Annotated in this window: 10 protein-coding genes; 8 read left to right on the plus strand and 2 right to left on the minus strand. The window is 65.0% G+C overall.

The window, feature by feature from the left end; translation table 11 throughout:
* On the minus strand, positions 1-297 hold the full coding sequence (locus ACXR2T_RS10470) for a MoaD/ThiS family protein (RefSeq protein ID WP_458838983.1): 297 nt from the start codon (positions 295-297) through the stop codon (positions 1-3).
* Positions 298-351: 54 nt separating this feature from the next.
* On the opposite strand from ACXR2T_RS10470, the gene ACXR2T_RS10475 reads away from it, so the two are divergent.
* From ACXR2T_RS10475 to ACXR2T_RS10490, 4 genes are all read left to right on the plus strand, one after another.
* Positions 352-1,551 carry a ThiF family adenylyltransferase gene (locus ACXR2T_RS10475; protein WP_458838984.1) on the plus strand — a complete coding sequence of 400 codons (1,200 nt, stop codon included), beginning with the start codon at positions 352-354 and terminating at the stop codon, positions 1,549-1,551.
* Positions 1,548-1,961: a molybdenum cofactor biosynthesis protein MoaE gene (locus ACXR2T_RS10480; RefSeq protein WP_458838985.1), complete on the plus strand. Its 414-nt coding sequence runs from the start codon at positions 1,548-1,550 to the stop codon at positions 1,959-1,961. The genes ACXR2T_RS10475 and ACXR2T_RS10480 overlap by 4 nt, the downstream gene beginning before the upstream one ends.
* 320 nt (positions 1,962-2,281) lie before the next feature.
* Positions 2,282-7,843, plus strand: coding sequence for a DUF7927 domain-containing protein (locus ACXR2T_RS10485; RefSeq protein ID WP_458839000.1), 5,562 nt, complete (start codon positions 2,282-2,284; stop codon positions 7,841-7,843).
* Positions 7,844-8,065: 222 nt separating this feature from the next.
* On the plus strand, positions 8,066-8,470 hold the full coding sequence (locus tag ACXR2T_RS10490; protein ID WP_458814437.1) for an SHOCT domain-containing protein: 405 nt from the start codon (positions 8,066-8,068) through the stop codon (positions 8,468-8,470).
* Here the strand turns inward: ACXR2T_RS10490 and moaA are convergent.
* On the minus strand, positions 8,467-9,537 hold the full coding sequence (gene moaA, locus ACXR2T_RS10495; RefSeq protein ID WP_458838986.1) for a GTP 3',8-cyclase MoaA: 1,071 nt from the start codon (positions 9,535-9,537) through the stop codon (positions 8,467-8,469). The two genes, ACXR2T_RS10490 and moaA, sit on opposite strands and share 4 nt — an antisense overlap.
* Before the next feature lie 215 nt (positions 9,538-9,752).
* On the opposite strand from moaA, the gene glsA reads away from it, so the two are divergent.
* The 4 genes from glsA to ACXR2T_RS10515 are packed head-to-tail and all read left to right on the plus strand — an operon-like array spanning position 9,753 to position 13,397.
* Complete coding sequence (gene glsA / locus ACXR2T_RS10500) at positions 9,753-10,841, plus strand: glutaminase A (protein WP_458838987.1); 1,089 nt, start codon at positions 9,753-9,755, stop codon at positions 10,839-10,841.
* Positions 10,842-10,889: 48 nt separating this feature from the next.
* Positions 10,890-11,750 (plus strand): molybdate ABC transporter substrate-binding protein, encoded by an 861-nt coding sequence (gene modA, locus ACXR2T_RS10505; RefSeq protein ID WP_458838988.1) that lies wholly within the window; start codon positions 10,890-10,892, stop codon positions 11,748-11,750.
* Between the two features lie 46 nt (positions 11,751-11,796).
* The gene (locus ACXR2T_RS10510) at positions 11,797-12,606 is read left to right on the plus strand and encodes an ABC transporter permease (RefSeq protein ID WP_458838989.1); all 810 of its coding nucleotides are present in this window, start codon (positions 11,797-11,799) and stop codon (positions 12,604-12,606) included.
* Entirely contained in the window at positions 12,603-13,397 is a 795-nt protein-coding gene (locus ACXR2T_RS10515) for an ATP-binding cassette domain-containing protein (protein ID WP_458838990.1), read from the plus strand. The genes ACXR2T_RS10510 and ACXR2T_RS10515 overlap by 4 nt, the downstream gene beginning before the upstream one ends.
* Positions 13,398-13,399 lie beyond the last annotated feature (2 nt).

The following is a 13,399-nucleotide window of genomic DNA, read 5'->3' on the forward strand; positions in this document are numbered from 1 at the left end:
CTATCCTCCGGCGAACGGGGGCAGCACGTCGACCGTGATGCCGGATCGGTGCGTAGCGGCGCCCACCCCGCTCGCGGCGCCTGCTGCGTCTGCCGGAGCTGCGATCAGCCCGTCGTCGCGACGCACGACGCCGTCGACGAGAAAGCTGCCGGCGCGCAGCACCTGTGCCATGGGCTCGCCGTACTTGTCGGTAAGGCCCGCGCGTAGTGCGGCCAGCGTCGTAGCTGCCCAGGGCTCTTCTTCAAGCCCGGCCGCTTCGGCCGCGGCCGCAAAGTATCGAACAGTGATTTGCGACATGCTGCTATGTTATCCACTCCCCAAGGCGCGGCCGCAGAAGCGTAGGATCCCAGTATGACCGCAACTCGCCCCGGCCCCGCCGCCTCGCTGGGGGCACCCCTCACTGCAGCGCAGCGTGCTCGCGCTGAGCGGCAGCTTACGCTCCCCGGATTTGATGAAGACGCTCAGCGCAGACTCGCGGCTGCCCGCGTGCTGGTGATCGGTGCGGGCGGGCTCGGCAGCGCGAGCGTGCCCTACCTCGTCGGCGCCGGTGTGGGGGCGGGGGCAGGCATGATCGGTATTCTCGATGATGACGTCGTGGAACTCTCTAATCTGCACCGGCAAGTAACACACACGACCGCGGGCCTCGGGCACAACAAAACCGACTCCCTGGCAGAGGCCGCGCACCGCCTCGACCCGGGGGTCAATGTGGTGCGGCATACCCTACGTCTCACCTCAGACAACGCCCTCGAAATATTCAACAGCTACGACCTTGTCATCGACGGCAGCGACAATTTTGCGACCCGCTACCTGGCCAACGATGCGGCGCAGCTCAGCGGTATTCCGCTCGTGTGGGGCGCCATCTTGCAGCACCACGGGCAGGTTGGTGTCGCGTGGCACGAACACGGGCCGGGCTATCGCGACCTGTTTCCGGCGCCGCCCGCCCCAGGCACGGTGCCGAGCTGCGCGGTGGGAGGTGTGCTCCCCGGCCTGTGCGGCACCGTCGGTTCGCTGCTCGCAACCGAGGCGCTCAAAGTGATCACGGGCATTGGGGCCCCGCTCATTGGCCGGGTTCTCGTATACGACGCGCTCGCCGCACGCACCCGCGAGATCAGCTACGGCCGAGACCCGCAGGCGAGCCCGATCACCGAACTCATCGACTACGAGCTGTTCTGCTCGGGCGAAGATGCGCAGCCCGAGCGCACCAGTGCCACCGAGCTGGCCCGCATGCTGCGATCCGGAGCTGCGCCCTGCCTGATCGACGTGCGCACGCCCGAGGAGCGGGGCGAGTCGCGCATCGCAGGCTCGTGGGGCGTGCCACTCGACGAGATCGAGGCGGCCGCGGGCGCGGGCGATCCTGTGCCTGAGCGGATCGCGGCGCTCATCGGGGCGGCGGGGGAGGGCGCGCCGCTCTTCGTACACTGCGCGCGCGACCCGCGGTCGGTGCGGGCCGCGCAATTGCTTGCTCGCGGTGGCGTGCACGCGCGCGTGGTGACGGGCGGTATCTTCGAGGTTGCGCAGGTAGCGCCCGAGCTGATCGAGAGGAATGCATGAGCGAGCAGCTGGCGAGAGTCACCGACGAGGTTATCGATGAGGCGGCGGTGCGGGCCGCCGTTGACGGGCCCGACGCGGGGGCCGTCGTCATGTTTCACGGCATTATTCGCAATCACGACGGCGGCGAGAGCGTGCGCGCGCTCGACTATTCGTGCCACCCCGAGGCCGAGCGGTTTCTCGCGAGGATCGTTGCCGAAGAACATGCGCGCACCGGTATTCGCTTAGCGGCCGTGCACCGAGTGGGAGCGCTCGAGATCGGCGATGCTGCGCTCGTGGCGGCCGCAGCATCGGCGCACCGGCGCGAAGCATTCGAAGCGATTGAACGTCTCGTCGAACGCATTAAGCACGAGGTACCCATTTGGAAGCGGCAGCACTTCGTCGCAGGCGTGTCGGAGTGGGTGGGCCTGTAGCCGCGGCCCACTACGAAAGTGGCGATTTAGGTTATTAGTGTCGTCTATGGTTTGCTTATTTACAAAGCACGTGTTGAGCAACGGTGAGGTGTGAAACCTGACGACGCCACGCCAACACGACATCTTGCTTGGGGAACGCAGCTACCACCTGTGTGCCGGGGTGCCTCTTTGAGTGCTGCCCGATTGCGCGGGCGGGGCGGCATTGAAAGAGGGACTTCGGGGTGTCAGAACTTTCTGTAACACGACGACGTGGCGATCATGCCACGCGCAAGAAACGGGCGTCGGGGCGGCGCCTCCTGGGCGCTGCACTGTGCGCAGTGATGGTGCTGTCGGGGCTCTCGCTCATACAAGACGAGACACCCGCCGCGGCAGCGCCTGAGCGCACGACGGAACCGGTGCTCGTAGCGGGTACTGTGTATGCCGACGCGACACAAAACAACACACTTGATGCATCTGGCACGGCCGGTAAGGTCGACCTGGGTGTGGCAGAGGCCGCGGTCACACTCGCGTGCGCCACGCCGCTCGACGCCGAGCACGGCGGATGGTCAACGCAGACCGATGCGAACGGGGCATGGAGCTTCGCAGTTGACACCGACTGGAAGGCTCACTGCGCAGACGACCAGCTGCACGTCACCGTAGACGTGACCGGCGTCGCGGGCGACGTCTATGCGGTACACAAGTCGGTGAGCGCAGACAATGCGTTTGCGGCGGTCAACGATGCCAACCAAGTTGCGCGTAGCACGCCGTTTAGCGCCGAGAGCGCACCGGCGAACCTCGATGCGCTGGTGTGGCCCACGTGGCAGCTAGACGTGAAGCTCCCCAACGCAGAAGGTGGACTTGACGGTAAAGCCGTGTTCACTGGTGCTGCGCCCTGGGACTCGAAGAACGGCCCGGGCTCTGACACCGGCACCGACAACGACGTGGTGCGCAGCGGCGACGTCACGTCGTTCACTTGGAGTATCACCGCAAACGCCACGGAGGCGCTCGCCGATGCGTTCACATCGGCGGTGTTCGAGCAGACGATTGAGCTCAGCGACGGAGCAGTCGCAAACTTCACAAACGTGCCAATGGTGTGCGACGGGACGGCACCCGCCAGCGAAATTCGGGCGTTCTCGTCACCGAATGACACGGTGGGCACACCTATCGAGAAGCGCACAGCGCCGCCCGCTGGTACCACCCACGTCACCCTCACCTGCAACCTCGGTGAAGTAGGCATTGCTACTGCGGCAACACTGCTCGACACTGCGGTTTGGGCGAGCCCCGACTCAGTCAACGGTTCGACTTTCACCTCGGTAACACGTGTGTACGGCGTGAACGCCGCGGGCGTCGCTACCGCTCGGCCCGACGGGCCGGTCGCGGTGGGCCCGATCGAGATCACCTCGAAGCCACGCTACGACCTCGCAAAGCACGCACCGTTCTCGAGCACCTGGACCTTCCGCACGATCAATGGTGAGAAGGTGCCCGGGCGCCAGATCTACTACCCGATCACCATTTCCACAGACCGCAAGCAGGGCGTAGAAGCATTCCAACAGCCCGTTACCGCTACTGAAGACTTCTGGGCGCAGCTCGACCGCAAGGCCGAGGTGGGAACGTCTGCGGTCAAAGACCTTGAATACGAAATCGTCGCCTGCCGTCCCTCCACGAACTATGGAACGACAGAGGCGATCCTCGGCGGCGTCAACAAGGGCGACACGAACTCTGCGTCAAGCGTGAGCGACTCGGGCACGTGCGCGTTTGAGCGCACCGCCGACGACAACACGAGTCCGTACACGCTCACCTTCGACGGAATCGATACGTCTGGCAAGCACTACCCCACGAAGTTGAACGGTGGAGCTGACCTGAGCGCTGGCCCCTACTATGTCGCCAGCTATGAGGTGGCGGTGTTCATACCGCTCACTCAGGTTGACCGTGCGAACGGCGTCGAGGGAGACGGAATTGGTCAGTTGTACGCGTACAACCAGATCACCGGGTTTGACCCCGTGGGTCTGAGCGGCGTCAGCAACTTTGGCGACGACAACGAGCCCGGCTTCTGTGCGGATCGCCGCGTGGGAGGTGACTTCAACAGGTGTGACCTGATGGAAGACAACACGCGCAGCAACAACGTCGCGGGTCCCACATCGATTCAGATGTCACCTGGCTCGTTCTCGAAGAGCTTTCTTGACCACTTGACGCCGTGGAGCTATACACTCACCAGGCTCCCGGGATCCACTGGCTCACACGACGGGGCAGCGACGATCCAGCCCGGCGAAGTGCACCAGTCCCAAGTGGTGCTTGTGAACGGCGGTACCCCCTGGACTGAAGCGGGATTGTGCGACGTATTTGACAACACAACTCTGAAGCTTGCACCGCTCAACCAAGTAACGGGCATGAGCGAGGCGAACGCGGCGCAGTACGCGAATGACCTGTACGCCTATGTGCATGACAGTTCACTGCCGGGCCGCAAGTCGAGCCAAGAACCAAACCAGCAGCACTACACGATCGAGTACGGTGCATTCGACTTTGGTAACGACACCGCCAACAACGGGGTGTTCGACGCGGGTACCAACCGCTTCGGGGGCTCCTGGCTGAACCAGGCCAATGCGCGCTGCGCCGACACCGCCACCGAATGGCACAGTGACCCCAACAAGGTCGCGGGTGGAATCGACAGCGTCAACGCGATCCGTGCCGTCGCCGCCGACGGGTCAAAGATTTCGACTGGCACGAGCCTGTACCTGATGAGCGCGTTTGAGCAGCGAGACGAGTTCAACGGAGGCCCCAATGCGGGGCAGACGATCCCTGTGGGAACCGTGGCAGCGAACTATGGCCAGGTCACCACAGACACCCTCAGCCCGGGCTGGAGTCTGAAGCTCACCGACTCGACATTCGCTCAGCGGTATGAGCCGCAGCCTGAGTCAGCGCTCACCGACGGGGACCGCTGGACCGTAACTCGAGCGATGGCACAGCTCAACCTGCGCACCATCGAGGTCGAGGGTGTGGGCGGTGGTGCAGCCGACTTCGACACAACAGGAAGCACCCTCGCTGGTACACCGGTGATATGGGAGACGGTTGCTGGGGTCTCAGCGAATTCGGCCACACCCGCATTGGTGAAGAACGTTGTCGTTACACAGACGCTGCCCAAGCACGTCACGTACAACGCAGAGATGACGGCGCTTACTCGGGGCGGTACACCCGCCACGACCGCTGTGGTGAACCCCGACGGAACGACGACCCTCACCTGGCTGATCGGTGACGTGACGCCCAACGAGAAACTGCCGTCACGCATCATCTACACCGACACTGACGCGCTGACACCCGCGAGCACCGCCCTGGTGTCGAGCGCCAAGATTACCGGCGATACGCTCGTGCCGCTCAAGGCACACGCCGACGATCACACTGTCACCCTCGCACAGGACGGCAAGCTGCAGCTGCAGAAGAGCGTCGATCAGACGCTTGACCTGCAAAACGATACGCAGGCTTACACCCTGAAGGTGAAGAACTTCAGTCAGAATCTGTCGATCTTGCCGGTAACCGTGATCGAGGTGCTCCCGTATAACGGTGACGCCAAGAACCAGGCAAACGTGAACCGTACGCCGGCTTCTGACTTCGCGGGTACCAGCGGTCTGACCGGCCCGGTGACGGCAACCGACTTCGGAGGTGAAACCGCACTAGCCGGCACCACGTACTACACCTCGGTAGCGCCAGAAGATGTGCCACAAAACCTGAACGACGATGACGCGAGCATCTGGTTTGCTGAGTCCGACTTCGGTGCGCCGGGTGCGCCCGCCGACTGGACTCAGGTGACCGCCTTCAAATTTGTGGGCGACACGAAGCTCGAGACCGGTACAAACACGAAGAAGTCGGGCTTGATTCTGACCTTCGAAACCGAGCAGCGCGACAACGACCCCGGCGACCTGTACGCGAACCGCTTTACCGCGTTTAGCGATACGTTCTCAGGGGAACAGGAAGGTTACCAGCTTCTCACCTCAAACCAGACGACCGTGCGCGTGCTCGGCTTTAGCCTGGGCGACCTGATCTGGATCGACCAGGATCGTGACGGTAAATTCGATGAAGCTCGCGATCTTGCGGCACCCGCAGGAGTAACCGTTGAGGTGTACAGTGCAGCCGACGGGGGCACACTCGCAGGCCGGGCCACTACGAACGAGGACGGGCGTTGGATTCTCAACGACCTCGCCGAGGGTGATTACTACGCCGTGATTCCCGCGGCCGAGTTTGCGAGTGGGGGTCTGTTGGCAGGGTACTCAGCCGCCGCCGTGAACTCAAAGACAGACGCAGACACCGACCTCAACGAGACCGCCGATCACCACGCCATCAACGACGGTGATCGAGTGCGCAGCGCCGGCACGATTACACTGTCAGCCAGTGTCGATGGTTCGAAGATTATCGGCCACGAGCCGATCGGTGACAACGTTGGCTCGCTCAGTGTCAGTCCGCTGACCACCGACGAGTTCACGAACCTCACCCTGGACCTGGCGCTTGAGCCTGTGCCCGGCTATGAATTCACGAAGACGAGCAACCCTGTTTCGGGCACAACTGTGCTTCCGGGCGAGGCGATCACATATACGTTGACGGGCACGAACACGGGGCTCACCGTGCTCGACCCGGTCGAGATCTCCGACGACCTGTCGGGTGTGCTCGAACATGCCGCACTCATGGGTGACCCCGTCGTCACGATCACTGACGCCGCGGGGGCCACCCGTGACGGTGGAACAGTGACCGCTGATGACACATCGCTTGCTTGGACCGGTGCGCTGGGAGTGGGCGAATCTGTGCAGCTGGTGTACTCGGTACAGCTCAACGATGGGACCGAGGGTGTGATCATTCACAACAGGGCATCGTCGACGGCGACCCCACCGGGTCAGCCACCCATCGTTCCGCCGACGGTCGAAACCCAGCACCCAACCCCGGGCTACACGTTCTGGAAGAGCGCGAACCCGGCGAGTGACAACCCGGTTGCCGTGGGCGAGTCGATCACCTACACGCTCACCGGGCGCAACAGCGGCGAGACCGTACTCGATCCGGTCGAGATTACCGATGATCTATCGAAGGTACTCGCGCATGCAACGCTCGACGGTGACATCGAAGCAACGATCACCGGAGCCGACGGTGTAGCCCGCGAGGGTACGGCACCGGATCTGAGCGGAACGTCGCTCAGCTGGTCTGGCAAGCTCGAGGTCGGGGAGACCGTGAGCATCAACTACAGCGTCACCGTGAACGAAGGCGCTGAAGGTCAAACGCTCAAAAATATTGCCGTCTCAACAGCGACCCCGCCTGGCAAGCCGCCGGTTGAGCCGCCCCCCGCTACGACGGAGCACCCGGTGCCGGGGTACACCCTCGCCAAGACGAGCGATCCCGGATCCGGAACGGAGGTAAAAGCAGGCCAGCTGATCCAGTTCACGCTCACAGGCACGAACACGGGCGCGACCGTGCTCGACCCGGTGGTGCTGACCGATGACCTGTCGGCTGTGCTTGACAACACCGAATTGGTGGGCACGCCGAGCGCTACGATCGTAGATGCCCAGGGCGTCGAATCCCGGGCTGCCGCGCCGCAGCTCGACGGCACGACGCTTACCTGGGAGGGCACGCTCGACATTGGCGAGCGCGTCGACGTCACCTACCGCGTGAAGGTGCATGACGAAGTGGGCAAGGTGACGATCGAAAACACGGTGTCGTCGACCGCGACGCCGGGCGGTACAACGATCACCCCGCCGCCGGCCACGACGACGCACACCACTCCCGAAGCGTCGACGTCCAAGCCACTGATCCCCGGGTTAAGCATCACTGGTGCGCAGGCGGGGATTGGCGGGGGCGTGGCGCTGCTGCTACTGGTTGCCGGTGCGGTGCTGGTGCTCCGGGCGCGCCGAAAGACCGTGAACACGCGCTAGCGCGAGCCGCGTGCGCGCCGCGAGGCGCGAGGCGCGTGATACAGAGCGGGGGTGAGGGGCCGAGCGCACCTCACCCCCGCTTTTGTGTGGGCACGCCTCACGACCGGGTGAAAGTGCGGGTGAAGAACGCATCACAATTCGTCATCGTGAGGCGCACGCGGGCGCGGTAATGCCAGGATGAAACCACGGGGAGCGCTGTTGCTCACCTGCGAAAGGAACATCATGGGCTTCTTGGCAAACATTTGGGACTTCTTGTGGTTTGCGGTCACGATCTTCGTGTTTATCGCCTACCTCATGGCGCTGTTCTCGATCATCAGTGACCTCTTCCGTGACAAGAAGCTGCCCGGTGTCGCGAAAGCAATCTGGCTGATTTTTCTCGTATTCTTGCCGTTCTTGACAGCGATCGTCTACCTGATCGCGCGCGGTAGGGGCATGGGCGAGCGCGCTGCCGCGCAGGCGCAGGCAACACAGAACGCCGCAGACGACTACATTCGTTCGGTCGCCGTGCACCCGCACCCGGCTGAGCAGATCGCGCAGGCGAAGAAGCTGCTCGACGAACAAACGATCACGCAAGAGGAGTTCGACACCCTCAAGCGTGCGGCCCTCGACAAGGCAGCGTCGGCCTAACCGCCGATATACGACATTTCGATGCGGCGGCGGTTGCCGGGGGTGAGGGCTGCGCGGCGCTCAGAGTAGTTGTCGTCGCGCACCCGCCAGCGGCCCGCCAATACGTCAGAGAGCTCTGCGTCCGTCAGCGGAGAACGGGTGTCATCGCCACGCAACAGCGCACGCAAGTCGAAGCCCGACGACGCAAACAGGCACGTGTAGAGCTGCCCCTCGGCAGACACACGGGCGCGCGAGCAGTCGCCGCAAAATGCGCCGGTGACGCTTGAGATCACACCGATCTCGCCGGCACCGTCTACGTACTGCCAGCGCTTCGCCGTCTCGCCGGGGTGGGTGGGGGCCGCGGGCTCGAGCGGGTACCGCTCGCTAATGCGCGCCACCACCTCGGCCGACGGCACTACGTCGTCGAGCCGCCAACCATTAGTCGCGCCCACATCCATGTACTCGATAAAACGCAGCACGTGCCCCGTACCGCGAAAACGCTCGGCGAGCGACAGAATCTCGTCGTCATTGACGCCGCGTTTGAGCACCGTGTTGATCTTGACCGGCCCAAGTCCCGCCTCGGCGGCCGCATCGATCGCAGCAAACACGCGAGCCACAGGAAATTTCACGTCGTTAATCGCTTGAAACCGCTCCTCGATGAGCGAATCGAGCGAGATCGTGACGCGCCCAAGCCCCGCCGCCTTCAGCGCCGCCGCCTTCACCGGCAGCGCCGAACCGTTCGTGGTGAGCGCGAGGTCAACGGGCTCCCCCTCGGGGGTGCGCAGCGCGGCGAGCCGAGACACGAGCTCCTCGATGCCGCGGCGCAACAGCGGCTCGCCCCCGGTGAGCCGCAGCTTGCGTACACCGAGGCCCACGGCGACGCGCGCCAGCCGCTCGATCTCTTCGAACGTGAGCAGCTCGTCGCGCTCACGAAACTGAAAGTCGCGGCCGAAAATCTCCTTCGGCATGCAGTATACGCAGCGAAAATTGCAGCGATCCGTCACCGAAATGCGCAGATCGCGCAGCGGCCGGTTACGTGCGTCGGCAAGGCCCGGGGCGACCCCCGCTGACGGCAGCATCTGCGCCATGAATCGCCTCCTCACCCGGCGTGCACGCGGCGAGCGTGCGGGCCTATCTTGTTGCGTCCGATCCGGATCGCAGCTTCATCTCCACACTAGGGCCCGTAGGCAAGGAGCGCGAGTTCGCCCACCGTGAATAAACCCGGTCCACGCTAGTGACAGGGGGCGGAGCTGCGCGATAGCGTGATGGGTGCCCGCCCGTCGCCGCAGAATGGAGCTCCACCGTGCCAGAAGTCGAGGTTTTGAAGGTTACACAGCGTGTTTCGACGGGCGAATTACCCACAGCGGCCAGAGTAGATGAGCTATTACTCGCAGCGCACACGCGCTACCGCGACACCTACGACGGCACGGTCGCCAGCTATATTCCAGTGCTCGCGAGCGCAGACCCGCTCGAGTTTGGGCTTGCGCTTGTGGGCGTGAACGGCAGCACCCACACCGTGGGCGACTCTGCCGTAGAGTTTTCGATTCAGTCGATTTCAAAAGCGTTTGTGTTTGCACTCGTGTGCGATGCGATTGGCCACCGCGCGGTGCCCGAGCGCGTGGGCGTCAACAACACGGGCCTCGCGTTTAACTCGGTGATTGCGCTTGAGCTTAACGAGGGCAGCCCGCAAAACCCCATGGTCAACGCGGGGGCAATCGTAACGACGAGCATGGTGCCTGGCAGCACGCCGCAAGAGCGGTGGGAGAACGTGCGTGCCGGGCTCTCACGGTTTGCGGGGCGTGACCTTGACATCGACGAGGCCGTCTACGAATCAGAGTCGCGCACCAACTCGCGCAACCGCGGCATCGCCCGGCTGCTGCACAGCTACGGTCGCATCGACGGCAACCCCGAAGAGGCCGTCGATGTGTACACGAAACAGTGCGCGCTAAAGGTCTCGGCCTACGATCTCGCGGTGATGGGAGCGACGATCGCAGACGGCGGGGTGAACCCGATCACCGGTGAGCGGGTGGTGTCTGCAAGCGTGGCCCGTGACACGCTCGCGGTGCTTGCGAGCTGCGGCATGTACGAGCGTTCGGGGGAGTGGCTGTTCGAGATCGGGTTGCCCGCGAAGTCAGGTGTGTCGGGCGGCATCGTCGCGATCGCACCGGGCAAGGGAGCGCTTGCGACATACTCACCACCGCTCAACTCTGCCGGTAACAGCGTTCGAGGCGAACGGGCCTGCGCGTACCTCTCGCGTGCCCTTGGCCTCAACCTCTACGCCTCGACGACGCACCCCGAGTTTCACCCAGACGCAGACCCCGCAGCGATACCCGCGGCCGTCAAAGCGACGGCAGAGGCAAGCCCCGAGGGGCCGGGTGGGCTGATTCGATAGCGTTGGGGGTGCAAGAGAGTTGTGAGACGAACCACAAGGAGACCGTGCATGCCGCTGCCGAGCACAAAGCCGCACCCGTTCACGAACCAGCAGCACCGCCGCTCGGGTCGGCGCAGCGCGCTCGCCGCTGTAGTGGCGGTGTTGGCGATGGGGCTTGTGGGCTGTTCAAGCGTCAGCGACACGGCGGAGGAAGAGACGGTCACCCTCAATGTGTCGGCCGCGGCCTCGCTACAGCGCTCCTTCGATGAGATCGCCCAGCAGTTTGAAGACCAGCACCCCGGTGTCGAGGTCACCCTCAGCTACGACGGCTCTTCAACGCTCGCGACACAGATCGTCGAGGGCGCCCCGGTCGACGTGTTTGCGTCTGCCGATGAACGCAACATGCAGGTCGTCGTCGACGAGGCTCTCGCAAGCGACCCGCAGGTCTTCGCAACGAACACGCTCGTGATCGCGGTGCCCGCGGGCAACCCGGCTAAGGTGACGGGCCTCAAAGACCTGCAAGACGCGGTAACGGTGCTGTGCGCGCCCGAGGTGCCGTGCGGCGGAGCATCTGAGACCCTGCTGAAGAACGCGGCCGTCAAGGTGACCCCCGCGAGCCTCGAACAAAACGTCACCGCGGTGCTGGCGAAGGTTGCCGCGGGCGAGGCAGATGCGGGCCTCGTCTACCGCACCGACGTGGTAGGCGACGACGCCGTCGAAAGCATCGACCCCGAGGGCACCCAAGACGTGGTCAATAGGTACCCGATCGCAGCACTCACCCTCGCGGCCCAGTCGCGCGACGCCAAGGCCAGCTCAGGCGCCAACACGAGCGACGCGAAGCACGCTGCGGCGCGCGAGTTCGTCGCATACGTGCTGGGCAAAGACGGGCAGGGTGTGCTCGAGCGCCACGGCTTCGGCTCGGCGCTGTAGCGCGAAGAACCGCACAACCACAGCAACACACAGGAACCACAGCATCATGAAGACCTCCCGCACTGGCTCGAACGCCCCGGGCATCGCGGTCGCGCCCGCCGTGCTCGGCATCGCACTGCTCGTGCTGCCGCTCGCGGCGCTCGTGAGCCGCGCGTCATGGAGCACGCTGTGGCAAGACATCACGAGCGAAACCGCCAGGCAGGCGCTCGCGCTGTCGCTCGGCACGGGGCTCGCGGCAACCGCGCTGTGCGTCGCGCTCGGCGTGCCATTGGCGCTGGTCATCGCGCGATCCGGCCCCAAAACATCGCAGCTGCTGCGGGCGCTCGTGGCGGTGCCGCTCGTGCTGCCGCCCATGGTGGGCGGCGTCGCGCTCTTGTTCTTATTCGGTCGCACGAGCCCCGTGGGCCAGGTCATCGAGCAGCTGTGGGGCGTCACGCTGCCGTTCACGACCGCCGCGGTCGTGCTCGCGCAGGCGTTCGTCGCGCTGCCGTTTCTCGTGCTGTCGGTGGAGGGCTCGCTGCGCGCGACGGGCGCCGCCTACGAACGCACCGCCGCGACCCTCGGGGCGGGCCCCTGGATGGTGTTTGCGCGGGTGACCTTGCCGCTCGCGGCCCCGGGACTCGTGGCCGGCGTGATCTTGTGTTTTGCGCGCGCGATCGGGGAGTTTGGCGCGACCGCCCTGTTTGCCGGTAACGCTCCGGGCGTCACCCAGACCATGCCGCTCGCGATCTACACGGCCTTCAACGGCGCCGCGTCTGGCCGCGAGCCGGCCGTCGCGCTCTCGCTACTGCTGCTCGCGACCGCGGTGCTGGTGCTGGTGAGCGTGCGCGCCTGGAAGCCCGGGGCGCTCAAATGAGGCGCCGGATCAGCGCGCAGCGGCCATTGCCACTCAGCCCCGCCGCGCTCTCGGCCGCGATCGGTATGCCGCGTACGGGGTTTGAACTTGACGTGTCGTTCGAGCTAATGGCTGGCGAGACACTCGCGCTCATGGGGCCGAGCGGGGCGGGTAAGTCAAGCATCGTGCACGCGCTTGCCGGCACTGAGCGCCTCACCGCGGGCCGCATAGTGCTCGGTGGTGCGCAGGGGCTCGTGCTCGCAGATGCGAGGACACGCGTGCACGTGCCACCGCACGCGCGAGGCGTGGGGCTACTCGGGCAAGAACCGCGGCTGTTTCCGCACCTCAGTGCCGCGCGCAACATCGCCTTCGCCGCCCGCGCACGCGGAGCAGGCAAACGCGAGGCGCTCGCCGAAGCAGACGGGTGGCTCACGCGCCTCGGCCTTGACGAAGTGGCCGCGAAGCTGCCCGCAGAGCTGTCGGGTGGCCAGCGTCAGCGCATCGCACTCGCCCGCGCGCTCGCGGCGGCCCCACGGCTGCTGCTCGTCGACGAACCGTTTGCCTCGCTCGATGTCGAGGCCGCGGCCGACATGCGTGCGCTGTTGCGTGAAGAACTTAAGCGCACCGGCACCACCGCCGTAGTTGTGTCGCACTCGGCGGTCGACGCGGCCGAGCTGGCACACCGACTCATCGTCATCGAGCGTGGCCGTATCGCGCAGCAGGGCGAGGTGCATGCGGTGCTCGCGGCCCCGGCCACGCGGTTCGTGCGGGCCGTCGCCGCGACGTTGCCCACCCGCCCCGTGAGAGACTAAAA

This window comes from Leucobacter faecis, assembly GCF_054456635.2.